This window comes from Pseudomonas cavernicola, assembly GCF_003596405.1.
GTDB lineage: Bacteria > Pseudomonadota > Gammaproteobacteria > Pseudomonadales > Pseudomonadaceae > Aquipseudomonas > Aquipseudomonas cavernicola.
Window position 1 is genome coordinate 568,907 of sequence record NZ_QYUR01000006.1, and the last position, 25,601, is coordinate 594,507.

A 25,601-nucleotide genomic window follows, 5' to 3' on the forward strand; every position below is an offset into this window, starting at 1 on the left:
CCAGGCAGCTGTCTGAATTTGGGGGCCGCTACGAATCCGCTGTGCCCACCCGCTCTGGATTTTTATACGCCAGCCTTTGAAAGCATCATGCGCACACTGGCGATGTTCATCGCATCTTTCTGCAGTAACTGAGTGGCCCCTGTTGCATCAGTGGTGCCTTCGACAATCTCACCATTGGCCATGGTGATTTTGTAGGGCACATTAGGCATCGCTGATTGGCCATCGATCTGCTTGAGCATGAAACGCCGTTGGGTATCCCCCACCTTGAACTTCGGCAGCTCGGTATCGAGACTCGCGCCACCCAGCATGCTGTGTTTAGCCGCCTTGACGGTAAAGTTGCCCGGCATGCCCAGCTCGATGTTGCCCCCTTTGAGGGTGAGGTAAGCGCCACCGCACATCAGGGTGATGTGCTCCTTGGCGGAGACCAATACATGCTGGTTGCTCGCACTGACCTCCATACTCTGGTCCGCCTCCAGGCGGATGTTGTTCTTCTGCGCCTGCAATAGCATCAGCCCCTGGTGGGTGATGTGGCGCATCTCACCACTTTGCGCGAACAACCCGAGGTCGGTGCCGGCGTTGACCACGAACTTCTGCCCTGAAGTCAGTTGCTGGTTCTGCTGGGCCACGCTGTCGATATGCTCGCCGGCCGCCAGCGTGACGCTGTTAGGAGACACTGCAGCGATACCGGCCTGACCGCTCAGGGCAATGGCTGGTTTGCCGCCGTTGGTCTTGTCCGACTCATCGTTTGCTCCGTGCCCCAAGTCACGAATCGCTTCACTGAGCGTCTTCTGAGGCTCGGTGTCATGACCAACACCTTCATGGTCTGCAGCGTAGTCGCCCAATTCCTTGGCCAGTTGCAGAGCCGCCTCCAATACCTGAACGGCAGTGACACGGTTCAGGTGACCACCGCTGGCATTCAGCTGTTCTTCGGTGCTGAGCAGCAGGCCCTTGGCCGCTCGCATTGCACCATGCTCGTCGGTACGCAGCTCGAAACCTTCACCACGCGGAGCGCCACCGTCGGGACGCGGGTGAGTCAGATACCCCAGGTGTAAGGCGGTACTGCCGTGATCGCTCATCAGGGCTGCGCTGATTTCCTTGGTGGTGTCATCGATGCGCAATTCGTTGGCGCGGCTGCCTTTGTATTCCTTGCTCTTGATGGTGCTGAGGATCTTGTGATTCGGTAGCTGGTACGGCGGCATGTTGCTCGCACGGTAAGTGCGGCCGGTAATGATCGGCTGGTCACAATCGCCGTCTAGGTAGTCAACGATGACTTCCTGACCAATGCGGGGGATTGCCATATGCCCCCAGTCGGCGCCGGCCCAATTCTGCGAGACCCGGACCCAGCAGGAACTGAAGTCATTGTTCTTGCCTTCCCGGTCCCATGAGAATTGAACCTTTACCCGGCCAAACTCATCCGTGTGTATCTCCTCTCCTTGGGGGCCCACCACACTCGCGACCTGCGGCCCGTCAATACGGGGCTTAGGCAGGGGCAGTGGGCGCCACTCCATTTGTTCAGGAATGATCTCGGCGGTGAAATCGTAGCTCACCCCCATTTCGGCGTCGGCGGACTCTTCCTGCTGACTGGCGTGCTGCACACCTCTGTGGGTGATCCGCACCGACCGCCACCAACGGTTGAAATCTTCCCGGGGGTGGCCCGTCAACTGGAAGGAAAGGCCCGGAATCAAGCGCGGATCGTCACCTTCGACCATGGCGATTTGCGCGTCCCGACGGTGGCCCCGCAAGCGGTTTTCAGTGAAGGGTTTGCCAGCAGCGCTGGCCTTGTACCGCCCCGGATAATCGTAGCGCTCATAGTGCGAAGCCTGATGTTCCAGGTCTTCGCCGGCGAGACGCTGTTGCTGGTTGAAAGCGGGACGTTTGAAGGTGTAGTCACGCTGCGTCTGCTCGGCCGTGCGGACATTTTCCGTGTAACTGAACGCATAGAGCACTGGCCGTTCAGCATCTCCCGCCGGCTGTGCGCTGTACAGCACCGGATCACCCTGGATGCGCTCCTGAACGTAGAGTTTGTCGCTCTGGATCAGCGTGTGAGAAGTCGCGTCGGATTTGAAGTAGTAGAACAAGCCTTCTTCCGTAGAAAGCCGATCGAACCAATAAAGGTCAGTGTCACCGGCTTGGGCACAGTATTCGCGAGGCAGGTGCTCGGTATGGATGTTTGGCTGATAGTCCAGAATGCCCTGCTCGGCCAATACCGATTTGAGTATTTCGGGCACGCTTTTTTGCTGGAAGATCCGCCAGTCGGAACTCAGACCAAGCCGGGCAAGCTGCGGTTCGACCACGAGGCGGTAACGTGTACGGCGAAACCCGGTTTTACCCTGGGTGAAGCTGGAGACCAGGCCATGGACATGGCGGACAGCCGTGGTGCCTTTCCAGATCGTCAGCAACGCCGGCTGATCGAGAACCTGAGCAAAATCGATAGTGGGGTTGTTACTGGCCAGTTCGAGCGTCAGTCGGTAAGGCTCGGAAATCGCTTCTTCCAGGGTGAACTCTACGACCTCGAACTCCATCCGGCCGGACAGCACGGAGAAGGTGAATCTCAAATCCCTTTGACGCATATAACTGCTCCCTAGTCAAAATAATGGACGCTACGCGGGGAAACGAACCTCAACCGCTTAACGGGGCCGATACTTAACGCAAGCACCTAACGAGGTACAGCAACCGACTTGTGAGCGTCACAGGCACCATCGTTGAACATTCGGAGCAATGCTTCGGGTATGGCCTGGCCGCTTGCTGGCCGGGTCAACGTCGAATACGCAGGTTTACCGATGGGCTCATTGCCGATGACGACAAGGACTTGAAGGGCATGCTTGACACCGTTAAGGGTCAAACTGAATAGCGTTTGCGGAAAAGCGTTGAACATCCATTGTTCCTTTTCACCGTGGCGACGCACGGGGGGTTATCACAACCATGGTGGTGCCGAAGGCACACTGAACAAGCCGCACCGAGCCATCACAAGCTCGTTTTTTAAGTACGCTAACAAGGCTGCGAAAAAATTGCTGTAGGAAACGTCCTAAAACTCATCCGTTTTTGCAATGGTTCAGAATTGGGCTAGCGAGCGAGAGGAGAGACAACGGGGATGCTGTTGAGTTCATTTCCCGCACCCATCACAGCATTCAAGCTAATAACCCGAGATCAGCAGAGGTCCCTTCATGATCTGCCCCCACACAATTGCCCGATATTCCCTCTAGCAAAATTGGCGACGTGGTTTATCGTAACGATCGTCTCATCACAAAAAATCCTGGGATAGCCCAGAGCCCCTAGACAAACGCAGGGTAGCATGACCATACGGCACAATTTCTTTGCCAAAAAGCCTTGCGCTTGCTCCGACGCGGAGATTCGGGAGTTCATGAGCCTTGTCGAGAGAGGCGGCGAGGTCGTATCTGCCGGACTGGCAAGGCGTATAAGAGGGGCTGCACAATTAGCGTTCCTTGAGGTTGACGGTCATCTTGCCGGGGTTGCTGGACTCAAACATCCCGATCCGGGGGGTGTACGGGATTTTGTGTAAACGGGATCTCGGTTAAACCGGCAACAGCCGATCTTCGAACTGGATACTGAAGCGATTCAAGGCCGCTTTCCAGTCCCGGATCGGCATCGTCCACTTCTTGCTGATGTTGTTCAGCGCCAGATAAAACAACTTCATGACCGCATCGTCAGTCGGAAATGAAGCGCGGGTCTTGATCACTTTGCGCAGGCTCATGTTGATCGATTCGATGGCGTTGGTGGTGTAGATCACCTTGCGGATCTCGGCCGGATAATCGAAAAACGGTATGACTCGCGCCCAGTTCCGCCGCCAGGACAGGCTGATCGACTGGTATTCAGCATCCCATTTAGCTTCAAAATCGCAGAGCCTTTGTTCGGCCAGTTCGACAGTCGTCGAGGTGTAAATTAGCTTGAGATCGGCGGCCACCTCCTTTTGCCGTTTCCACGACACGAAGTTCAGGCTGTTGCGCACCATGTGCACGATGCAGAGCTGGACGGCAGCCTTCGGGTAGACCGTTTCAATCGCTTCCGGGAAGCCCTTGAGGCCGTCCACGCAGGCGATGAAGATGTCCTGCACGCCACGGTTCTTAAGTTCGGTGACCACCTGTAGCCAGAACTTGGCGCCCTCGGTCTGGGCAATCCATAAGCCCAGCACTTCCTTGTGACCGGCCAGGTTGACGCCGATGGCCAGGTAAACCGCCTTGTTGCGCACCGCGCCGGCATCGCGCACTTTGACGTGAATACAGTCCAGGTAGAGGATCGGGTAGAGCGCATCCAGCGGCCGCGCCTGCCAGAGCTTGACCTCCTCACTCACCGCGTCGGTGATGGCCGAGATCAGGCTGGGAGAGACCTCGGCGCCGTACATTTCCTCCAGGTGCGCCTGGATCTCTCGCACGCTCAGGCCGCGGGCGTACAGGGAGATGACCTTGTCGTCGAATCCGGTCCAGCGGGTTTGGTGCTTGGCGACGAGTTGCGGTTCGAACGAAGCCTGTCGGTCGCGAGGGATCTCGAGCGTCAATTCGCCGAAATCACCTTTGAGGGTCTTGCCGCTGTGGCCGTTGCGGGCGTTTGCGGCGGTGTTGGTGACCGCCCCGCTTTTGGCGTGCCCCAAGTGTTCGGTCATCTCGGACTCAAGCGCTCGCTCGACCAGCATCTTGGTGAGCTGCTTGAGCAGGCCGTTTTCGCCGATGAGGTCTTCAGATTTCTTGTAGTTGACCAGCAAGCTGTCGGCTAATTTGAGCAGCTCTGGATCGGGCTTGGTCCGTTTGGTGCGTTTCGGTACGGTCATTGGAATTCCTTGGGGTAGGCAGTCTCCTGCCAAATGACCGTTTACACAAAACTAAAAACACCCTCCCGATCCGGGTTATCGAACCCGAATTGCGTCAACCTCGAAGACAGCGCTGCACCCATCATCATTCCCGTATGAACTGGGCTGGGTTTTTATCGCACCAGAAGCCAGAGGCAACGGTTTCGCACAAAACCTCTCACAAGCCGCTATGGCTTTTGCTGAAGGACAAGGAATATTTGCCACCTCTCACACAGACAATACCCTCATGCATCGTACGCTAACCAGACTTGGCTTCATCCAGTCCGGCGCGCCATACCCCTCGACAAACGCCACGCGCCATTTGCAACTGTTCACCCGACCACCTACAAAGCAATAGCTGTTTTCTGAACTGCACCTCCTACGCAAGACCTATGTGGGGGGACAAATGGGGGGACATAACTCAACCCCCTTTAAAAACCCAAGCAAACAAGGCCAAAACTCAACAAAAACGCCGGGCATTGCCCGGCTTTTCAGCATTTCAACCTCACCACATCAGATCATCAGGCACCTGATATGCCGCATACGGATCGTCCGCATCCGGCGCTTCGGTCGGGGTGTTGAGCAGTATCACGCGACGCGGATCGCGCTCTTGAATCTTCAAGGCGGCCTCACGCGGGATCACTTCATAACCACCGCCATGCTGAACGATGGCCAAAGAACCACGGCTCAGCTTGTCACGCATCAGGTTGTTGACGGAGAGGCGCTTGACCTTCTTATCGTCGACAAAATTGTAGTAATCCTCGGTGGTCAACTTAGGTAGACGGCTCTGCTCGATCAGTTGTTTGATCTGCGCAGCCTCGGCCTTCTTCTGTGCCTTTTCCTGCTGCTGACGGTTCAGTTCCTGATCGCGCGCAGCCTTCTCGGCCATGGCTTGCAAGGCAGCACGCTTCTGCGAATCGTCGACCTCGATTTGGCCCTTGTGCTCCAAGCGTTTCTGCTTCTGTTTTTCTTTGCCGACCTGTTTGGCCTGCTTTTGGTTGACCAGACCGGCTTTCAGCAATTGGTCGCGGAGAGAAAGACTCATAACCTGCGCCTTACAATGAATTTGAAATGTAGGGTGGGTGAAACCCATCGGCGGCGCAGCTAAACGCCACAACCTGATTATCCAACCCGATGACCAATTGGGGGGTACCCACCCTACGCACTATGAACCGCAACCTAGGCTGTCCTGTTCCTGACGTTTGGCCTCGCCCCAGAGGGCATCCAGTTCTTCGAGGCTGCAATTTTCAATGGGTCGGCGGGTTTCGCGCAATGCCTGTTCGATAAATCGAAAGCGTCGCTCGAACTTGCCATTGGCGCTGCGCAGCGCAGTTTCCGGGTCGACCTTCAGGTGCCGGGCCAGGTTAACGACCACGAACAACAGATCACCAATTTCCTCGGCCATCGCCTGGGGGTCGTTCTCGCTCATGGCCTCCAGCACTTCGTCCAGCTCTTCGCGAACCTTATCCACCACCGGCAACGCCTGCGGCCAATCGAAACCGACCTGGGCCGCGCGCTTCTGCAACTTGACCGCACGGGACAAGGCCGGCAACGCCGTCGGCACGTCATCCAGTAATGACAGTTGCTCAGGAACTGCGGCTTTCTCCGCGCGTTCTTCGGCTTTCAACTCTTCCCAGCGCTGCTTGACCGCCGCCTCTTCCAGCTTGGCCACATCTGGCGCGCCGTACAGGTCGCCATCCGGGAACACATGGGGATGGCGGCGAATCAGCTTGCGGGTGATGCCATCCACTACCGCGGCGAACTCGAAACGCCCTTCTTCTTGGGCCAACTGGCTGTAATACACCACCTGAAACAGCAAGTCGCCGAGTTCGCCGGGCAGATGCTCGAAGTCACCGCGCTCGATGGCGTCGGCGACCTCATAAGCCTCCTCGATAGTGTGGGGGACTATGGTGGCGTAGCTCTGTTTGAGATCCCAAGGGCAGCCGTACTGCGGATCGCGCAGGCGGGCCATCAGGTGCAGCAGATCTTCAAGTTTATACACTGACTACTCCATACACTTGAGCGTCGCGAGCGAAGAGCTGGCTAGGCGAAGACCTTCCGAAAAAGCGGAGTTGGCTCTAGCCAATGAGCATTTTTCGGAAGGCCTTCAACAACGCCAGGTCGAGCGCAGCAGCTCAAGAAGCTCGGTTGCGACGGGCCTCGATGATATTCGGCAACTGGGAAATCCGCCCCAACAGACGACCGAGCGCATCCAATCCCGGAATTTCGACGGTCAACGACATGGCGGCGGTGTTGTCCTCCTTGTTCGAGCGAGTGTTGACCGCCAGCACGTTGATCTTCTCGTTGAGCAGCACTTGGGTAACGTCGCGCAACAAGCCTGAGCGGTCGTAGGCGCGGATGATGATGTCCACCGGATAGGTCTGCACCGGCACCGGGCCCCAACTGACCTGGATAATCCGCTCCGGCTCACGCCCGCTCAGTTGCAGCACCGAGGCGCAGTCCTGGCGATGGATGCTGACGCCACGTCCGAGCGTGATGTAACCGACGATCGCATCGCCCGGCAGCGGCTGGCAGCAACCGGCCATCTGCGTCAGCAGGTTGCCGACGCCCTGGATCTGGATATCACCGCGCTTGCCCGGCTTGTGACCGGTGGGCCGGCGCGGGATCAGCTCCAGTTGCTCGTGGCCACGCTCCGGCTCGACCAGTTGCTGTGCGGCGTTGACCAGAGGCGCCAGACGCAGATCACCGGCACCGAGGGCGGCAAACAGATCCTCGGCGGTTTTCAGGTTGGCCTTCTCCGCCAGGCGCCCGTAGTCCACGTGCGGCAGTGCCATGCGACTCAGTTCCCGCTCGAGCAAAGCCTTGCCGGCAGCGACATTCTGGTCGCGATCCTGCAACTTGAACCAATGCACGATCTTCGCCCGCGCCCGCGAGGTGGTGACATAGCCGAGGTTAGTGTTAAGCCAGTCGCGACTCGGCGTGCCGTGCTTACTGGTGATGATTTCCACCTGCTCGCCGGTCTGCAGGCTGTAGTTGAGCGGCACGATGCGCCCGTTGATCTTGGCACCGCGGCAGTTGTGGCCGATTTCGGTGTGCACACGGTAGGCGAAGTCCAGCGGCGTCGCACCTTTGGGCAGGTCGATGGCGTGACCGTGCGGGGTGAATACGTAGACCCGATCCGGCTCGATATCCACCCGCAACTGCTCGGCCAGGCCGCCGATATCGCCGAGTTCCTCGTGCCATTCGAGGACCTGGCGTAGCCAGGAGATTTTCTCTTCGTAATGGTTGGAGCCGGATTTGACGTCGGTGCCTTTGTAGCGCCAGTGCGCGCAAACGCCCAACTCGGCCTCTTCGTGCATGGCGTGGGTGCGAATCTGCACTTCCAGCACCTTGCCCTCCGGGCCGATCACCGCGGTATGCAGCGAGCGGTAGCCATTCTCTTTCGGGTTGGCGATGTAGTCGTCGAACTCTTTCGGGATGTGCCGCCAGAGGGTATGCACGATGCCCAGCGCGGTGTAGCAGTCGCGCATCTCTGGCACCAGCACGCGCAACGCACGCACGTCATAGATCTGGCTGAACTCCAGACCTTTGCGCTGCATTTTGCGCCAGATCGAATAGATGTGTTTGGCCCGCCCGCTGATATCGGCCTGCACGCCGGTGGCGGCCAGCTCGGTTTTGAGCTGCGTCATCACCTCGGTAATAAACCGCTCACGATCCAGCCGCCGTTCGTGCAGTAGCTTGGCGATCTGTTTGTATTGCTCAGGCTCCAGGTAGCGGAAGGACAGATCTTCCAGCTCCCACTTGATATGGCCGATGCCCAGTCGGTGCGCCAGCGGGGCATAAATATCGAAGACTTCGCGAGCCACCCGATGACGCTTTTCGTCATCGGCGTGCTTGATAGCGCGGATCGCGCAGGTGCGTTCGGCCAGCTTGATCAGCGCGACGCGGACATCGTCGACCATCGCCACCAGCATCTTGCGCAGGTTGTCCACCTGAACCTGGGTGCCGAGCACCAGGGACTCGCGCGGGCTGAGGCTGGCGCTGATCGCCGCCATGCGCAGCACGCCTTCGATCAGCTTGGCGACCACCGCGCCGAAGCGCTGATGGACCGAAGCCAGGGCAATCTTGCCTTCGCGCACTCCGCGATAAATGACTGCCGCGACCAGGGAATCCTGATCGAGCTTGAGGTCGGCGAGGATTACGGCGATCTCCAGGCCAGTGCGGAAACTGGAGGTGCCTTCGGCCCACAGATTCTGTGCGGCATTGGCTTGCTGCTCGGCCTCACGGGCGAACTCACAAGCCGCCTTCAAGGCCTCACGATCCAACGCCGGATCGACGCTGAGCACATGATCGAGCCAGGCCTCTAGGTTGATGCTGCCGTCCGTATGGATCGGGTGGTGCGCCCTAACCTGTACCATCGTTTACCTTCCCTACGGCGTGCGGCAAACACGCCGCCTGAATTCATAGAAAATCGCCAGCCTTCTCTGGGCTAGTCGGATTACGCGAACTTCCTAGTTCGCCTCGAATAACGCCATCGCCTCGACATGTGCCGTCTGTGGAAACATATCGAGTATTCCGGCACGTTTCAGCCGGTAGCCCTGCCGCACCAACTCAGCCGCATCGCGTGCCAGAGTTGCCGGATTGCAGGACACATACAGCACTCGCTTGGCGCGCAAAGCGCCGATTTGCTGGACGACTTCCAGCGCGCCATCGCGTGGCGGGTCTAGCAGTACAGCAGAGAAACCTTGTGCCGCCCAAGAGGCATCGGCCAGCGGGCTCGACAAGTCCGCCTGAAAAAAGTGCGCGTTGTGCAGACCATTGGCCGCAGCGTTACCCGCCGCCCGTTCAACCATGGCCGCGACACCTTCCACCGCCACCACTTCGCGCACCTGGCGCGCCAGCGGCAGGGCGAAATTGCCCAGGCCACAGAACAGATCCAACACCCGCTCATCGCGTTGCGGCGCTAACCAGTCTAGCGCCTGCGCGATCATTGCCTCATTCACCGGCGCATTCACCTGAACGAAATCGCCGGGGCGATATTCCAACTGCAGGTCCCATGCCGCCAACCGATAACCCAGCGCTTGCGAGGGATCGACCGGCTGCGGCTCACCGACGCCATGCAGCCACAGTTGCGCGCTGTGCTCGGCACAAAAGGCCTGCAACAACGCCAGGTCAGCGTCCAGCAACGGCGCGGTATGCCGCACCAAAACTGCACTGGCCGTGCCACTGAACAGCTCGACATGCCCCAGCGCTTGCGGTTTTGCCAAGCCGCGCAGCAGCTGCGGTAGCGCGCGAATAATCGGCTGCAAGGGCGGTACCAGTACCAGACAATCGGTGATGGCCACGATGTCCTGACTGGCCGCCGCGCGAAAGCCCACATCCAACTGCTTGGCCTTGGCATCCCAGCGCACCGCAATGCGCGCGCGGCGGCGATAAGCGAACTCTGGACCGACCAGCGCCGGCGCCCACTCGTCCGGCTGCAGCCCGGCGATTCGACTCAGTTGCTCGGCCAACAGGCGCTGTTTCAAGACCAACTGCTCGCTATGCGGTAGGTGCTGCAAGGTGCAGCCGCCACAGCGTCCCGCATGGGCACAGGGCGCGACACGCCGCTGCGGAGCAGTGGTGAAAATCCGTTCGGCACGTGCATCAACAACCTGGCTGCGGGCACCGAGCACGCGGGCCTCCACCTGCTCATCCGGCAGTGCGCCGGCGACGAACCAGGTACGTCCCTCAAAAAAGGCGATGCCGCGGCCGTCATTGGCCAGGCGCTCGATGGTCAAGCGCTGTTTCTTGCCGACCGGGATTTGCGGCGCGCGAGTACCGCCGCTCGGCTGGAAGCGCAAATCGCCGCTACGTTTAGCCATGATTAACGTGGGTCATCATAGACGCCGGTGGATAGATAACGGTCGCCGCGGTCGCAGATGATCGCCACGATGACGGCATTCTCCACTTCACGCGACAAGCGCAAAGCGGCTGCCACCGCGCCACCGGAAGAAACACCACAGAAGATGCCTTCCTCACGGGCCAGCCGGCGCATCACGTCTTCCGCTTCGCTCTGCAACATATCGACGATGCGATCGACGCGCTCGGCCTGATAAATCTTCGGCAGATACTCCTCTGGCCAGCGGCGGATACCCGGAATCGCCGAGCCTTCCATCGGCTGCAAACCGACGATCTGGATCGCCGGGTTCTGCTCCTTGAGGTAACGCGACACACCCATGATGGTGCCGGTGGTACCCATGGAACTGATGAAGTGAGTAATGCTGCCCTGGGTCTGGCGCCAGATCTCCGCACCAGTACCGTTGTAATGCGCGATCGGGTTATCGCCATTGGCAAACTGATCGAGCACCTTGCCCTTGCCTTCGGCCTGCATGCGCTCAGCCAGGTCGCGAGCACCTTCCATGCCCTCTTCCTTGCTGACGATGATCAACTCGGCGCCATAGGCGGTCATCGCCGCCTTGCGCTCGGCGCTCATGTTGTCCGGCATGATCAGGATCATCCGGTAACCCTTGATCGCGGCGACCATGGCCAGCGCAATACCGGTGTTGCCGGAGGTCGCTTCGATCAAGGTATCGCCAGGCTTGACCGTACCACTGAGTTCGGCGCGAGTGATCATCGACAGCGCCGGGCGGTCTTTCACCGAGCCCGCCGGGTTATTGCCTTCCAATTTCACCAACAAGGTGTTGCTGGTTGCACCTGGCAGGCGTTGCAGGCGCACCAGCGGAGTGTTGCCGACGCAATCGGCGATAGTGGGGTACTGCAGGGTCATGGCGGGGTTCGCAATCCGGACGCAGGGGGCACCCATGATAACGGCAAACTGCCGGGCGCCATAACACACGAACACGGAGGCTTATTACAGGTTGTTATAAGGAAGGCGCTCGCCTCTTGTTCGCACAAGGGCAAGCGCTACACTGCCGGCCTGAGTTCATAGAACCAACGCAACGCGGGAGGATGATTGTGTTCAAGGATCTTGGCATCAAGGGCCGCGTGTTACTGCTCACCCTGCTGCCCACCAGCTTATTGGCGCTGGTGCTGGGTGGTTACTTCACCTGGGTGCAGCTGTCCGACCTGCACGCGCAGTTACTCCAGCGCGGGCAGATGATCGTCGAGCAACTGGCCCCACTGGCCGCCCCCGCGTTGGCACGCCAAGATACCCAGCTGCTCAACCGGATCGCCAGCGAGTCCCTGGATCAGCCGGATGTGCGCGCCGTGCGCTTTCTCTCCGCCGAGCACGCGCACCTGGCGCACGCCGGCCCGAGCATGCTCAACCCGACGCCTGAGGGTGAAGGCAACCGGTTGCTACAGCGCAGTGGGAATGATGCCACGCGCTTTCTGCTGCCAGTGTTCGGCCGCCATCGCAGCCTGGCCGGCGACCCGATAGCGGATGACCCCGAACGCCTGCTGGGCTGGGTCGAACTGGAGTTGTCACACCACGGCACCTTGCTGCGCGGCTACCGCAGCCTGGTCACCAGCCTGTTGTTGATTGTCACTGGCCTAGGCGTCACTGCGCTGCTGGCCCTGCACATGAGCCGCACGATCAACGAGCCGCTGCGACGGATCAAGCAGAGCGTCAGCCAACTCAAAGAAGGCCGTTTGGAAACCCGCCTGCCGCCACTCGGCAGCCACGAAATGGACGAGCTGGCCTCGGGCATCAACCGCATGGCCGAGTCGCTGCAAAACGCCCAGGAAGAACTGCAACACAGCATCGACCAAGCCACCGAAGACGTCCGGCAGAACCTGGAAACCATCGAAATCCAGAACATCGAACTGGACTTCGCGCGCAAGGAAGCCCTGGAAGCGAGCCGGATCAAATCCGAGTTCCTCGCCAACATGAGCCATGAGATCCGCACCCCACTCAACGGCATTCTCGGCTTCACCAATTTGCTGCAAAAAAGCGAGTTGACCCCGCGCCAACAGGACTACCTGGGCACCATCGAAAAATCCGCCGACAGCCTGCAGGGGATCATCAACGAAATCCTCGACTTCTCGAAAATCGAAGCCGGCAAACTGGTGCTGGAAAATATCCCGTTCAACCTGCGCGATGTGCTGCAGGACGCCCTGACCATCCTCGCCCCGGCCGCCCACGCCAAGCACTTGGAACTGGTCAGCCTGGTCTACCGCGACACCCCGCTGTCACTGATCGGCGACCCGCTGCGCCTCAAACAGGTGCTGACCAACCTGGTCAGCAACGCGATCAAGTTCACCCGCGAAGGCACCATCGTCATGCGCGCCATGGTCGAGGATGAAAGCACCGACCGCGCCCAACTGCGCATCAGTGTGCAGGACACCGGCATCGGTCTGTCCAATGAGGATCTGCGTGCGCTGTTCCAAGCCTTCAGTCAGGCCGATAACTCGATGTCGCGGCAAGCCGGCGGCACCGGCCTCGGCCTGGTGATTTCCAAGCGCTTGATCGAACAGATGGGCGGCGAGATAGGTGTCGCCAGCACCCCCGGCGAAGGCTCGGAATTCTGGGTCAGCCTGAGCCTGCCGAAAGCCCGCGATGACGCCGAAGACCTGCCGCGCGCGCCACTGCTCGGTCGTCGCGTGGCCATTCTGGAAAGCCATGAACTGGCGCGCCAGGCCCTGCAACACCAGCTGGAGGATTGTGGCCTACAGGTGTCGCAGTACCAGCACCTGGACAGCCTGCTGGAAGCCGTTGCCGCACAGCAACACGGCGACAGCCCGATTGGCCTGGCCGTACTCGGCGTGACCGCCCAAGAACTGCCGCCGGAACGCCTGAGCCAGCGAATCTGGGATCTCGAGCGCCTCGGTTGCAAAAGCCTGGTGCTCTGCCCGACCACCGAACAGACGCTCTATCATGAGTCCCTGCCTGACGCCCACAGCCAACTGCAAGCCAAACCGGCCTGCACCCGCAAGTTGCAGCGCGCCCTGGCGGAACTGGTCAGCCCGCGCCATCTACGCGCAGAAGCCGCCAGCATGCCGTCCAGTCGGCCGCCACGCCTGCTCTGCGTCGACGACAACGCGGCCAACCTGTTGCTGGTGCAAACCCTGCTCGGTGACATGAGGGCCGACGTTAGCGCCGTCGACAGTGGTTACGCCGCCCTCGCCATCATCCAAAAAAAGTCCTTCGACCTGATTTTCATGGACGTGCAAATGCCGGGCATGGACGGCCGGCAAACCACCGAGGCAATCCGTCAGTGGGAAGCCGAACGCGAAAGCGGGCCAATACCGATCATCGCGCTCACCGCTCACGCCCTCGCCAACGAAAAACGCACGCTGCTGCAAGGCGGCATGGATGACTACCTGACCAAGCCGATCAGCGAGCGGCAGCTGGCTCAAGTAGTACTCAAGTGGACCGGCCTGGCGCTGCGCAACCACGGCCCGGACCGTTCTGCGGAAAGCTCGCCAGCCAGCCTCAACCATCGTGTACTGGACGCCGAAGAGGGCCTGCGCCTGGCCGCCGGCAAGGCCGACTTGGCGGCCGATATGCTGAGCATGCTGCTCGCCTCGCTGGATGCGGACCGCCAAGCCATTCGCCAAGCACGCGATGCCGACGACCGCATCGCCCTGATCGAACGAGTGCACCGCCTGCACGGTGCCACCCGTTATTGTGGCGTCCCGCAACTGCGAGCCGCCTGCCAGCGCAGCGAAACCCTGCTCAAGCAAAACGATCCAGCTGCCAAAGTGGCGCTGGACGAACTGGATGCAGCCATCACCCGACTGGCTAGCGAGGCCAAACTCAACGCCTAGCCCTGAGGCGCACGTACGCCGAAGGGGTGGGGCTGCCTGGTCGATGCCGCTGACACCCCCACGCCAGCTTGCTCGCCGCCTGGGCCGCTGGGCGGCCACGGAGCCTGGTCGGGCCTTGGCCCGTGTTAAGATGCCGGCCTTATATTTCCTCTTAGATAGCGACTGAAACCAGCTCCCATGGCCGAACACGACTTCCGCTACAACCTGCTCAACCCTGAGCACACCCTGATTGAATGCCGCGCCCTGGCGCCGGGTCGTTATCAAGTCACCGGTAACGGCGGCTCGATCCAGAGCGGCGATAGCCTGCTGGTGACCCTCAAAGGCAGCCGCGACCTGAGCATGCGCCTAAGCGTTGATAAGGTTCGCCACCTGATCAACCCTGCCGGGCAGTGGGTAGCCGTGGCGCAAGGTCCGGCGTTCGGCGAGTTGGCTATTCTGAATTGGCAGGTGAACTGCGACGGTTGCGGCGTACAGCTGGATTTCGAGTTCGCTGTCGACTCCGCGCTCGGCAAAAAGGCCCATGCGCCGGCCGCCGAAGCCCGCATTCGCGAACTGCACTGGCAAAACAGCAACGGCCGTCACCTGTGCCCCAAGTGCCAACAAGACCAAAAGTGCTAAAAGGACGCCCAATGAACCGTACCCTCGCCCTCAGCCTGCTCGCCACCAGCCTGCTCGGCTGCGCCAGCGACGCCCTGGTGCTGGAGCAAGACAGCACCTACCAAGTGGAATGGATCGGCGAACGCCCACTGATCGACAACAGCCACCTGACCCTGACCCTGGGCGAAGACGGCCGCGCCTATGGCAGTGCGGGCTGCAACCACTGGTTCGCCTCCTATGAAATGAAAGGCGAGCAGCTCAGCTTCGGCCAAGCCGGCAGCACCCGCAAAATGTGCGCACCGGCGCTGATGGAGCAGGAAGCCCGTTTCCTCGAAGCGCTGGGCAAGGTACAACGCTGGGACGTTTCACCGATCGACCAGCTGCGCCTGTGGCCGGCGGAAGGCAAACCGATCCGCGTGTGGCCGGAAAAGGGCTGATAATAAGGTTCTTCACGGATTACCGGGGGACATGAAAGGTTAGCGCAGGATAGGCAAGAGGGTGTTGGCTGATGGTCCTGAGTCATTACCCGTTTGCCGTGCAGGCTGATAGAACGGTTTCGCCCTGCTGGGCGAGTTTCTTTTGGCATTGCCCCAAAAGAAACCAAAAGGTCTAGCCCCGGCATCCGGCCCGCCTGCGGCGGGTTCCCTCTCTCCATCGTCGCTCCGGGGGTACGCCGCGAAGGGCCGTCCCTGGCCCATCGCGGCTCTCGCGGCATCCCTGCCGCTCAACCCCCTCCGCAACGATTCCGCTCGGCCTCCTGAAGGGGCTCTGTCCCCGCCCCACTTTTTGTCTCAAATCCACCAGGCAGCTGTTGGCACCAGGTAGTTTAAAAAACTTGCAGGCGACACCCTGGGGCCCCGTCAGGAGGCCGAGTGGAGGTACTGCGCAGGGGGACGCGAGGCAGGACGCCGAGCGAGGCACGAAGGGACAGGGACGTCCCTTCGTGGCGCGCCCCCGGAGCAGTGCCGGAACGAGGGAAGTCGGAGCGCAGCGAAGACCCGAATGTCGGGGTGCGCTTTCTTTTGCTTACTTTTCTTTTCGCATAAAAGAAAAGTGAGGCGCCCGAGGGGGCGCAACCAGAAGCATCAGCCAGCGCGATAAATGGCCCGGGCACTACTTCAAGGCCAACAAACAGCGAAGCTCTTGCAACCCTCTTGCCTATCCAGTGTTAACCGTCCCCCTGAACTCCAAGAAGAACCTGATATGAACCATAGAGCCTGCTCATGAGCTGCTGCGCGCTGGCCATGCCAATGCGCACCTGCAACCTTCATCGCACCCTATCAATTACAGCACTCAGCGAGCAAACAGCTCCAACTGCTCGCTCACCCTCCGCAAATCGACCAGCCGCACACCGACACCGATCAGCCGCACCGGCTTGCCGCCACGCTCGAACGCGCTACTCAACAACTTCCGATAACTGTCCAGATCGTGCGCGGCTCCAGCTTGCTCCAGGGTAGTCTGGGTGAAGTCATGGAATTTCAATTTAACGAAAGGTTTGTCCGCCCGGTAACTGCCATCCAGGCGCGCCATGCGCTCGTTCAACAGCTCCAGCAAGCCCGGTAAACGCTCCAGGCAAGCCGGCAGATCGGGCAAATCCTTGTCGTAGGTATTTTCCACGCTCACGGTCTGTCGGCGGCTGTCGACCTGCACCGGACGCTCATCGATGCCACGCGCCAGGTTCCATAAGCGTTCGCCAAAGCTGCCGAACTCGCGCACCAGCGCCAACTTGCTCCACTCGCGCAGATCCAGACAGGTGATTATCCCCAGGCGCCCAAGCTTGTCCGCGGTGACCTTGCCCACCCCATGCAGCTTGCTGACTGGCAGCGCCGAGACGAAGCCCTCCACCTCATCCGGGGTAATCACGAATAGACCGTTGGGCTTGCGCCAGTCACTGGCGATCTTGGCGAGGAATTTATTCGGCGCCACCCCGGCGGACACGGTGATATGCAGCTGCAGCGAGACCCGCCGCCGAATGTCCTGGGCAATACGGGTGGCGCTACCGGAAAAGTGCGGGCAATCCGAGACATCCAGAAAGGCCTCATCGAGCGACAAAGGCTCGATAATCTCGGTGTATTCGCGAAAGATCGCCTGGATTTCCCGCGAGACCTCTTTATAAACGTCCATCCGCGGCTTGACGATCAGCAGATCCGGGCACAGTTTCAGTGCATGCCGCGAGGACATGGCCGAACGCACGCCATAAGCCCGTGCTTCATAGTTACAGGTGGCGATTACCCCACGCCGATCCGCCGATCCACCGACCGCCACGGGTTTATTGGCCAGGCGGGGGTCGTCGCGCATCTCGATGGCGGCGTAAAAGCAGTCGCAGTCGACGTGGATAATCTTGCGCACAGAAAGTCCGGTAAGCCCCGCCCAGCATGGCCTTGAGCCTCGCAGTGTAGCACTAGGGCAGCGCTAAGCATCTGAACAAACAACAGTTTTTCAAAACTAAAGGTTGACAGCCGAGCGCCCAACTGTAGAATAGCCGGCGCGGGATGGAGCAGTCTGGTAGCTCGTCGGGCTCATAACCCGAAGGTCGTCGGTTCAAATCCGGCTCCCGCAACCAAACAAATAAAGGGTCACTTGAAAAAGTGGCCCTTTTTTGTGCCTGTCGTTCCGACAAACACTTAAGTCTTTGATCCAAAAGCAAAATAGCGGTTGACAGGGCAGCGCTCGACTGTAGAATAGCCGGCGCGGGATGGAGCAGTCTGGTAGCTCGTCGGGCTCATAACCCGAAGGTCGTCGGTTCAAATCCGGCTCCCGCAACCAAACATTTAAAGGCCACTTGAAAAAGTGGCCTTTTGTGTTTCTGGCGTTCCTGAATCAGCTTTACAGCTGCTCAGGGTAGCGCGCTAACAATGCCCCCAGATTGCGCTCCAACTCGTCATCGGTTTGTCCGCCCTGGACCAGCATCCACTCGACTCGTTTCACGGTTTCAGCTGAAGCCATCTCGGCGACAAAGCGCTGCGACTCATCGGCCAAAGCGGCCGAGTCCAATTGCGTGCACTGCCCTACCACAGCTTTGGCATGGGCAATACCGGCAGCGGGAAAGCTGGCGATACGCCGCGCCAAGGCTTCGGTAAAGGGTCGTAGCTCTGCATCCGCCAGCGCGCGGTTGATCCAGCCGTAACGCTCAGCGGTCTCGGCGTCGTAGTCAGCCCCGCTCAAACAGACTTCCAGCGCCCGCCCCCGGCCGAGCATCTGCGCCAGCCGCACGCAGCCCCCGGCACCCGGATGTAGACCCACCGCCACTTCCGGCTGACCGAGCAGCGCCCTCTCGCGGGAGGCAAAGCGCATATCCAGCGCCAAGAGAAATTCACTGCCGGCGCCACGGGCGCGCCCCTGCAACTCACCGATGGTGACTTGCGGCAAACGCGCAAAACGACTGAACAACGCACTCAACAGGCTTGGCTCACCGGCAGGCGGCAAGACTGGCGCCTGCTCACCGACCTGCCCGGCCAAATCATAGTGAGCGATGAAGAAGTCCGGATTGGCACTGCGAAACAGCACAACCCGAGTGGCAATATCCTGTTCCAGCTCCTTGACCAGCCGCAACAGATCGACCACCACTTGACGATCGAGCAAGTTGATCGGCGGATGGTCGAAACTGATGATGGCTACGCCTGCTTCATCGTGACGTTGCAGACTGTTATAGGGGGTCATAAGTGCTTCTCCAATTGGTGTGCCGCGAGCATGCGGCGTAGCGAGCAGCGCCCGGAACTACTATCCAGCCGCAGAATAATGCGGCCCTCGGAAAATATTTATCGCGCAGCCATTGGTAACCAGCCCAGGCACCCCCACTCTGTCGCGCACAGCCTTAGAGGTGCTCCATGCGCGCCAATCCACCCGATGTGCAACCGCTTCCTCCTGCTTCCGAGCCAATCACCTCGACGCGCCTGCGCTGGCTGGAGCGCCTCAGCACTTACCGACAGCCCTTAGGCCTGGCGCTGACGTTGCTGCTGTTCGGGGTGGGGTTGATTGCCTGCCGCCACCTGCTCAGCGAGCTGGACCCGAATGCCCTGCGCGACTCGTTGCTCAGCGTACCGACGCCCTCGTTGCTCGGTGCCCTGGCAGCCACCGCGCTCGGTTTTATGATCCTACTCGGCTATGAATGGTCGGCCAGCCACTATGCCGATGTGCAGTTGCCGGTGCCGACCATCGCCTTTGGCGGCTTTAGCGCCTTCGCCATCGGCAATGCGGTGGGCTTGTCGCTGCTCTCCGGGGGCTCGGTGCGCTACCGCCTCTACGCCCGTAACGGCTTAGGGGCTAGCGAAGTGGCGAGGATGACGCTGTTCGCCAGCCTCTCCCTGGGTTGCGCCCTGCCCATCCTGGCCGCGCTGGCCACCCTCAGCGACCTGCCAGATGCCGCGGCCGCGCTGCACCTGCCTGCGCCGTGCTGGCTGGTATTGCCGGCGCCGTCCTGCTGATCGGCGGCTTGTTGGTGGCCGGCATCTATCGCCGCCGCCTGCCCGAGCAGCCGATGCCACAGAACCTGCTGGTGCGTGTCGGCCGTCGCACCCTGCGTCTCCCCGGTTTACGCCTGTCCCTGCTGCAACTACTGATCACCGCACTGGATGTGACGGCCGCAGCCACTGTGCTGTATCTGCTGCTGCCCGAAGCGCCGCCGTTCGGTGCCTTCATGCTGGTCTATCTGCTCGCCCTGGCGGCGGGCGTGCTCAGTCATGTGCCAGGTGGTGTCGGGGTATTCGAAGCGGTGTTGCTGGCGGCCTTTGCTGACCAGCTCGGCGCTGCACCGCTGGCCGCGGCCCTGCTGCTCTATCGCCTGATCTATGTGCTGCTGCCGCTGTTGCTGGCCTGCCTGCTGCTGTTGCTGGTCGAAGCCCAGCGCCTGCTGCCCACGCGCCAAGCCATGCGCGTCGCCTCCGGCATGGCCGCGCCGGTGCTGGCGCTGCTGGTATTCCTCTCCGGTATGGTGCTGCTGTTCTCCGGTGCCACCCCGGCGATCGACACCCGCCTGGAACACCTCGGCTTTCTGATTCCGCATCGGTTGGTCGACGCCTCGCATCTCGGCGCCAGCCTGATCGGTGTGCTCTGCCTGCTACTCGCCCAAGGCCTGCGCCGACGCCTCTCGGCCGCCTGGGCACTGACCCTGGCACTATTACTGGTCGGCGCCCTACTCTCCCTGCTGAAAGGCTTCGACTGGGAAGAGGCCAGCCTGCTGACCCTTACCGCCAGCCTCCTGGCCCTGTTCCGGCGCTCCTTCTACCGCCCCAGCCGGCTGCTGGAGCTGCCGTTCTCACCGCTCTACCTAGTCGCCAGCGTCTGTGTACTGGCCGCCTCGGTCTGGCTGCTGCTGTTCGCCTATCAGGGCGTGCCCTACAGCCACGAGCTCTGGTGGCAATTCACGCTGGATGCCAATGCCCCACGCGCCCTGCGCTCGGCGTTGGGCAGCGCGGTGCTGCTGGTCATCGTCGCGCTGACCTGGCTGCTGCGCACCGCACCGCCGGTGATCAATCTGCCGGATGGCGAGGAACTGGCGACTGCCGCGGCCATCCTCAAGGCCTCCGACCAGCCGGACGGCGGCCTGGCCCTGACTGGCGACAAGGCACTGCTGTTCCATCAGGGCGATGACGCCTTCCTCATGTACGCCCGTCGCGGCCGCAGCCTGGTCGCGCTGTATGACCCGATCGGCCCAGCGCAGCAGCGTGCCGAGCTGATCTGGCAGTTCCGCGACCTCTGCGACCTGCACCATGCCCGCCCGGTGTTCTACCAGGTTCGCGCGGAGAACCTGCCGTTCTACATGGACATCGGCCTGACCGCGCTGAAACTCGGCGAGGAAGCTCGTGTCGATCTACCGCGCTTCGATCTCGAGGCCAAAGGCAAGGAGATGAAAGACCTGCGCTACACCTGGAACCGCGGCCAACGTGATGGTCTGGCGCTGGAAATCTACCCCGCCGGTGAGGTGCCACTGGATGAGCTGAAGGCGATTTCCGAGGCCTGGCTGAGCGGTAAAAACGTTCGCGAGAAAGGCTTCTCGCTGGGCCGTTTCACCCCACAATACCTGCAGCATTTCCGCATCGCGGTGATTCGCTTCCAAGGCCGCGCGGTAGCTTTCGCCAATCTGCTGGAAACCCACAGCCACGAGTTGGCCAGCCTGGACCTGATGCGCGCACACCCACAAGCGCCTAAGCTGACTATGGAGTTCCTCATGCTTGGCCTGATCCTGCACTTCAAAGAACAAGGCTATGCGCGTTTCAGCCTTGGTATGGTGCCGCTGGCAGGCCTGCAACCGCGCCGCGGTGCGCCGCTGACCCAGCGGCTTGGCGCCATGGTGTTCCGGCGTGGCGAGCAGCTCTACAATTTCCAAGGGTTGCGCCGCTTCAAGGACAAATTCCAACCGGATTGAGAACCGCGCTACATGGCCGTGCCCGCCGGCCTCGACCCACTGGTAGCCTTGGCTGACACCGCCGCCCTGATCGCTGGCGGCCTGACTGGACTGGTGAAACGCTGATGATCCGACGCTACTGGCGACATACGCTCGCCGTCCTCATCCTGATGGTTCTGGCTATCGGCCTGCTGCTGTGGAGCCGCGCGACCGCCGCGCCCAGCGTGGAACACCTGCAATTAACCGACGGCAGCCCGCTGACCTTGGTTAAGCCCGGTAAAGCGGCGCCAGCTCAGGTGGCCCTGGCCGTGCCGGCCGAGCAAGCGCTGAGCGATGCGCAACTGCTTGCCCTCAGCCGTGACAGCGGTGCACAGCTGGTGCAATTCGTCCTCGCCGAGGGTGACTGCAACGCCCAGCAGCAACGCCTGCAAGCCAGCCTGGAGCATCTGGCGGGCCCAGCCACGCTGGTCGCCGGCATTGGCCCCGGCGCTACGCTGGCCTGGCGCTGGCTGGCCGGGCAGGACAACGATCAGGCCCAGGCGCTGTCGGTAGCCTTCACGGTAGAAAAGCCAAACTGCCCGACCCCCTTGCCGGCAAAAGCCGCCCACGGCCACTGGCTGGCGGCCTGGAACGACAGCCCGGACGATCCCAGCGCGGCATTCGCCCGCGAGCAAAGCAATGGCGAAACCAGCATCAGCGACTACGACACGCCTTTGGCACAAGTACTCGACAGCCAACTGCGCCGCCTGCTGCAGGGCCAAGGCGATGCGATGCCGGTGGTGGAAGTGCCTGCGGCACAAGCGACCGACACCGTCACCCTGTTCTATTCCGGCGATGGCGGCTGGCGTGACCTGGATCGCGCTGTAGCCGGGGAAATGGCCAAACGCGGCTATCCGGTGGTCGGCATCGACGCCCTGCGCTACTACTGGCAGCACAAAAGCCCGGAACAGAGCGCCAGCGATCTGGCCAAGCTGATGCAGCACTACCGGCAAAAATGGGGCGCCAAGCGCTTCGTCCTTACCGGTTATTCCTTCGGCGCCGATGTGCTGCCAGCCATCTACAACCGCCTGCCCACCAGCGAACAACAACAGGTGGCGGCTATCTTGCTGATCGCCCTGGCTCGTAGCGGCAGCTTTGAAATAGAAGTCCAGGGCTGGCTCGGTAGCGCCGGCAAAGAGGCCGCCATCGGCCCGGAAGTAGCACGCCTGCCAGCGGCCAAAGTGCTGTGCGTATATGGCAAGGAAGAAATCAGCGAAAGCGGCTGCACCGAAGCAACCAGCGTCGGCGAAAAGTTCGAGCTACCCGGCGGCCACCATTTCGACGAGGACTACCCGGCCCTGGCGGCACGTCTGATCAAGGCCATCCAGAGCCGCCAGCTCACGCCCGCCGGTTGATCCAGGACATAATCAGCTCCCCCGGCTGCACATTAGAGTGCCAACTAAACCCGCGCTGGCGGGCTTAGGCCCAGCCGGCCAGACTGCCGGCAGCCCCCCTCCCACCAAGAGTGGCGCTGACTCGAACCAAGGAACCACGATGACCTGGAAAAACACCCCATCCCGTTATGGCAGCCTGTCCATTGCCCTGCACTGGCTAATGCTGGCGTTGATCGTCGGCTTATACGCCTGCATCGAACTCAAGGGCAACTTTCCGAAAGGCAGTGAAACCCGCGAGCTGCTCAAACAATGGCACTTCATGCTGGGGCTTGGCGTGTTTGCGCTGGTCTGGTTGCGCGTGTTCGCACGCCTGCTCGCGCCGACACCAGGCATTGAGCCGGCACCGCAAGGCTGGCAGAAGGCCCTCGGCCAACTGATGCACCTGGCGCTTTATGCCTTGATGATCGGCGCACCACTGGCCGGCTGGTTAGTCCTCAGTGCTGCGGGCAAACCGATTCCATTCTTTGGCCTGGAACTGCCAGCCTTGATCGGCAAGAACCCGGATTTGGCCGGAGAAATCAAGGAATGGCACGAACTGGCCGGCACCTTCGGCTACTGGCTGATTGGCCTGCATGCCGCGGCGGCGCTGTTCCACCACTTCATCAGCCGCGATAACACCTTCATCCGCATGCTGCCCGGTCGCGGCTAACAGACCGTTGAAACTATCGAGCTAACGGCTGAGCGCTTGATTCGTGCGCCTACCGCAATTCCGTAGGCTGGGTTTCGCCTAGCTCTACCCAGCCTACGATCTAAACCGCGCTAGCCAGCCCAGCCCAGGCCGATCAAATCTCCACCTGGGTGCCCAACTCGATCACCCGGTTCAGCGGTAGATTGAAGAAGCGCAGGTTGCCGTTGGCGTTCTTCAGCAGGAAGGCGAACAACCCCTCGCGCCAGCGCGCCATGCCGATGCGCTTGGTCGGGATCACCGTCTCGCGGCTGAGGAAATAGGTGGTGCGCATCGGGCTGAAGTCCAGCTCGCTTAAGTGACTCAGCTTGAGCGCCGCCGGTACGTCCGGCTCCTCCATGAAGCCGAAGTGCAGGATCACCCGGAAGAAGCCCTCGCCATAGGCTCCCACCTCGAAACGCCGCTCCTCCGGTACCCGCGGGCTATCCTCGGCCACCACGGTGAGCAGCACCACCTTCTCGTGCAGCACCTGGTTGTGCAACAGGTTGTGCAACAGCGCATGGGGCACCGCATCCGAGCGCGCAGTGAGGAACACCGCGGTGCCCTGCACGCGGTGCGGTGGCTGGGCACGGATGCTGTTGATGAAGATCGGCAGCGGCAGCGCAGCCTCATCCAGACGTTCGACGACGATCTGCCGACCGCGCTTCCAGGTGGTCATCAGGATGAAAAGGGCAATACCGACTATCACTGGGAAGGCACCACCCTCGGGAATCTTCGGCACGTTGGCGGCGAAGAACAGGATGTCCACCAGGAGGAAACCGAGCAGCACCGGAATCGCCAGCCAGTGCGGGGTCTTCCACAGCAGCAGCATCACCGACGCCACCAGCAGGGTGTCGATCAGCATAGTGCCGGTCACTGCCACCCCGTAGGCGGCGGCCAGCGCGCTGGAGGACTCGAAACCTATGACCAGCAGCACCACGCAGACCATCAGCGCCCAGTTCACCGCGCCGATATAGATCTGCCCCCGCTCCTCGCTGGAGGTGTGCTGGATAAACATCCGCGGCACGTAGCCGAGCTGGATCGCCTGGCGGGTCAGGGAGAAGGCGCCGGTGATCACCGCCTGCGAGGCGATGATGGTGGCCAAGGTGGCGAGCCCGATCATCGGCAGCAGCGCCCAGCTCGGCGCCAGCAGGTAGAAGGGGTTACGCGCCACTTCCGGATCGGCCAGGATCGCCGCTCCCTGACCGAAGTAGTTGAGCACTAGCCCCGGCAGCACCAGGGCGAACCAGGCACGGTCGATCGGCTTGCGGCCGAAGTGGCCCATATCGGCATACAGCGCCTCGGCGCCGGTCAGCGCCAGCACCACCGCACCGAGGATGGTCACGCCGATGCCCGGATGGGTGATAAAGAACCGCACGCACCAATAGGGGTTGAGCGCCTCCAGCACCTCCGGCCGCTGCAGGATGCCATAGACCCCGAGCGCGCCGAGGACGACGAACCAGATCACCATCACCGGGCCGAACAGGATGCCGATACGCGCCGTGCCGTGCTTCTGGATCAGGAACAGGCCGACCAGCACTATCAAGGCCAGCGGCACCACCCAGTGCTCGATCCCGTCAAAAGCCAGCTGCAGCCCCTCCACCGCGGAGAGCACCGAGATCGCCGGGGTGATCATGCTATCGCCGTAGAACAAGGCCGTACCGAACAGGCCGAGCAGCACCAGCAGCGTCTTCAGCCGCCGGTAAGGCAGGGCCGCACGCCGCGCCAGGGCGGTGAGCGCCATGACCCCGCCCTCGCCCTGGTTGTCGGCGCGCAGGATAAACAGCACGTACTTGATCGACACCACCCAGATCAGCGACCAGAAGATCAGCGAGAGGACGCCCAACACCCCATCCTGGTTGGCCTGCACCCCGTAATGGCCGGAGAATACCTCCTTCAGGGTGTACAGCGGGCTGGTGCCGATATCGCCATAGACCACCCCCACCGCGGCGACCATCAGGCCGACTGTCGATGATTTAGCCTGAGTTGCCGGCTCGCCAGCCGCCGCAGAGTGCGTCTTGGACATGCAGTAAGCTCCTGAAATGGATCGCGGACAGTGGCGCCACACGCATCTGCCCAAACTGGCCGGCT

16 protein-coding genes, 2 tRNA genes and 1 pseudogene are annotated in these 25,601 nt (G+C 61.2%); 9 read left to right on the forward strand and 10 right to left on the reverse strand.

Annotated features, from left to right (window positions below; translation table 11 throughout):
- Positions 1-62: 62 nt before the first annotated feature.
- Together D3879_RS18795 and D3879_RS18805 are read right to left on the reverse strand one after the other, a co-directional pair.
- Positions 63-2,570, reverse strand: coding sequence for a type VI secretion system Vgr family protein (locus D3879_RS18795; protein ID WP_119955774.1), 2,508 nt, complete (start codon positions 2,568-2,570; stop codon positions 63-65).
- 962 nt (positions 2,571-3,532) lie between these two features.
- On the reverse strand, positions 3,533-4,783 hold the full coding sequence (locus tag D3879_RS18805; protein ID WP_119955776.1) for an IS256 family transposase: 1,251 nt from the start codon (positions 4,781-4,783) through the stop codon (positions 3,533-3,535).
- 112 nt (positions 4,784-4,895) lie between these two features.
- Here D3879_RS18805 and D3879_RS27925 point away from each other — a divergent pair, with 112 nt between their 5' ends.
- A complete protein-coding gene (locus D3879_RS27925; RefSeq protein WP_420800944.1) occupies positions 4,896-5,159 on the forward strand; it encodes a GNAT family N-acetyltransferase in 264 nt (87 codons plus the stop codon).
- A 147-nt stretch (positions 5,160-5,306) separates the two neighbouring features.
- Here the strand turns inward: D3879_RS27925 and D3879_RS18815 are convergent, their stop codons facing one another.
- From D3879_RS18815 to cysM, 5 genes are all read right to left on the reverse strand, one after another.
- Complete coding sequence (locus tag D3879_RS18815; RefSeq protein WP_119955778.1) at positions 5,307-5,846, reverse strand: DUF2058 domain-containing protein; 540 nt, start codon at positions 5,844-5,846, stop codon at positions 5,307-5,309.
- A 120-nt stretch (positions 5,847-5,966) separates the two neighbouring features.
- Positions 5,967-6,803, reverse strand: a complete 837-nt coding sequence (gene mazG, locus D3879_RS18820; RefSeq protein WP_119955779.1) for a nucleoside triphosphate pyrophosphohydrolase — start codon at positions 6,801-6,803, stop codon at positions 5,967-5,969.
- Between the two features lie 133 nt (positions 6,804-6,936).
- Positions 6,937-9,180 carry a GTP diphosphokinase gene (relA, locus tag D3879_RS18825; RefSeq protein ID WP_119955780.1) on the reverse strand — a complete coding sequence of 748 codons (2,244 nt, stop codon included), beginning with the start codon at positions 9,178-9,180 and terminating at the stop codon, positions 6,937-6,939.
- Between the two features lie 93 nt (positions 9,181-9,273).
- Positions 9,274-10,626: a 23S rRNA (uracil(1939)-C(5))-methyltransferase RlmD gene (gene rlmD / locus D3879_RS18830; RefSeq protein WP_119955781.1), complete on the reverse strand. Its 1,353-nt coding sequence runs from the start codon at positions 10,624-10,626 to the stop codon at positions 9,274-9,276.
- Positions 10,627-10,628: 2 nt separating this feature from the next.
- Positions 10,629-11,531 carry a cysteine synthase CysM gene (gene cysM, locus D3879_RS18835; protein WP_119955782.1) on the reverse strand — a complete coding sequence of 301 codons (903 nt, stop codon included), beginning with the start codon at positions 11,529-11,531 and terminating at the stop codon, positions 10,629-10,631.
- A gap of 188 nt (positions 11,532-11,719) precedes the next feature.
- On the opposite strand from cysM, the gene D3879_RS18840 reads away from it, so the two are divergent.
- From D3879_RS18840 to D3879_RS18850, 3 genes are all read left to right on the forward strand, one after another.
- Positions 11,720-14,473 (forward strand): ATP-binding protein, encoded by a 2,754-nt coding sequence (locus tag D3879_RS18840; protein ID WP_119956353.1) that lies wholly within the window; start codon positions 11,720-11,722, stop codon positions 14,471-14,473.
- A 177-nt stretch (positions 14,474-14,650) separates the two neighbouring features.
- Positions 14,651-15,091, forward strand: coding sequence for a hypothetical protein (locus tag D3879_RS18845; RefSeq protein WP_119955783.1), 441 nt, complete (start codon positions 14,651-14,653; stop codon positions 15,089-15,091).
- Positions 15,092-15,102: 11 nt separating this feature from the next.
- Positions 15,103-15,507, forward strand: coding sequence for an META domain-containing protein (locus tag D3879_RS18850; RefSeq protein WP_119955784.1), 405 nt, complete (start codon positions 15,103-15,105; stop codon positions 15,505-15,507).
- Between the two features lie 856 nt (positions 15,508-16,363).
- On the opposite strand, the gene dinB is transcribed toward D3879_RS18850, so the two are convergent.
- Positions 16,364-17,419 carry a DNA polymerase IV gene (gene dinB / locus D3879_RS18855; protein ID WP_119955785.1) on the reverse strand — a complete coding sequence of 352 codons (1,056 nt, stop codon included), beginning with the start codon at positions 17,417-17,419 and terminating at the stop codon, positions 16,364-16,366.
- 137 nt (positions 17,420-17,556) lie between these two features.
- Here dinB and D3879_RS18860 point away from each other — a divergent pair.
- Together D3879_RS18860 and D3879_RS18865 are read left to right on the forward strand one after the other, a co-directional pair.
- Positions 17,557-17,633: transfer RNA gene (locus tag D3879_RS18860), tRNA-Met, on the forward strand.
- Between the two features lie 126 nt (positions 17,634-17,759).
- A tRNA-Met gene (locus D3879_RS18865) sits at positions 17,760-17,836 on the forward strand.
- Positions 17,837-17,896: 60 nt separating this feature from the next.
- Here D3879_RS18865 and D3879_RS18870 read toward each other — a convergent pair.
- Positions 17,897-18,730, reverse strand: a complete 834-nt coding sequence (locus D3879_RS18870) for an enoyl-CoA hydratase/isomerase family protein (RefSeq protein ID WP_119955786.1) — start codon at positions 18,728-18,730, stop codon at positions 17,897-17,899.
- Positions 18,731-18,897: 167 nt separating this feature from the next.
- Here D3879_RS18870 and mprF point away from each other — a divergent pair.
- The 3 genes and pseudogenes from mprF (at position 18,898) to D3879_RS18885 (ending at position 23,495) form a co-directional block, all read left to right on the forward strand.
- Positions 18,898-21,539, forward strand: a pseudogene (gene mprF / locus D3879_RS18875) (bifunctional lysylphosphatidylglycerol flippase/synthetase MprF).
- Positions 21,539-22,807, forward strand: coding sequence for a virulence factor family protein (locus D3879_RS18880; protein WP_119955787.1), 1,269 nt, complete (start codon positions 21,539-21,541; stop codon positions 22,805-22,807). The pseudogene mprF and the gene D3879_RS18880 overlap by 1 nt, the downstream one beginning before the upstream one ends.
- A gap of 139 nt (positions 22,808-22,946) precedes the next feature.
- A complete protein-coding gene (locus tag D3879_RS18885) occupies positions 22,947-23,495 on the forward strand; it encodes a cytochrome b (protein WP_119955788.1) in 549 nt (182 codons plus the stop codon).
- 133 nt (positions 23,496-23,628) lie between these two features.
- On the opposite strand, the gene D3879_RS18890 is transcribed toward D3879_RS18885, so the two are convergent.
- Positions 23,629-25,536, reverse strand: coding sequence for a potassium transporter Kup (locus D3879_RS18890; RefSeq protein ID WP_119955789.1), 1,908 nt, complete (start codon positions 25,534-25,536; stop codon positions 23,629-23,631).
- Between the last annotated feature and the right edge of the window lie 65 nt (positions 25,537-25,601).

Bases quoted from the DNA above. Each gene is read 5' to 3' on its own strand.
- D3879_RS18795 (WP_119955774.1), bottom strand. From the start codon at position 2,570: ATGCGTCAAAGGGATTTGAGATTCACCTTCTCCGTGCTGTCCGGCCGG.
- D3879_RS18805 (WP_119955776.1), bottom strand. From the start codon at position 4,783: ATGACCGTACCGAAACGCACCAAACGGACCAAGCCCGATCCAGAGCTG.
- D3879_RS18815 (WP_119955778.1), bottom strand. From the start codon at position 5,846: ATGAGTCTTTCTCTCCGCGACCAATTGCTGAAAGCCGGTCTGGTCAAC.
- relA (WP_119955780.1), bottom strand. From the start codon at position 9,180: ATGGTACAGGTTAGGGCGCACCACCCGATCCATACGGACGGCAGCATC.
- rlmD (WP_119955781.1), bottom strand. From the start codon at position 10,626: ATGGCTAAACGTAGCGGCGATTTGCGCTTCCAGCCGAGCGGCGGTACT.
- cysM (WP_119955782.1), bottom strand. From the start codon at position 11,531: ATGACCCTGCAGTACCCCACTATCGCCGATTGCGTCGGCAACACTCCG.
- D3879_RS18845 (WP_119955783.1), top strand. From the start codon at position 14,651: ATGGCCGAACACGACTTCCGCTACAACCTGCTCAACCCTGAGCACACC.
- D3879_RS18850 (WP_119955784.1), top strand. From the start codon at position 15,103: ATGAACCGTACCCTCGCCCTCAGCCTGCTCGCCACCAGCCTGCTCGGC.
- D3879_RS18870 (WP_119955786.1), bottom strand. From the start codon at position 18,730: ATGACCCCCTATAACAGTCTGCAACGTCACGATGAAGCAGGCGTAGCC.
- D3879_RS18880 (WP_119955787.1), top strand. From the start codon at position 21,539: ATGATCCGACGCTACTGGCGACATACGCTCGCCGTCCTCATCCTGATG.
- D3879_RS18885 (WP_119955788.1), top strand. From the start codon at position 22,947: ATGACCTGGAAAAACACCCCATCCCGTTATGGCAGCCTGTCCATTGCC.
- D3879_RS18890 (WP_119955789.1), bottom strand. From the start codon at position 25,536: ATGTCCAAGACGCACTCTGCGGCGGCTGGCGAGCCGGCAACTCAGGCT.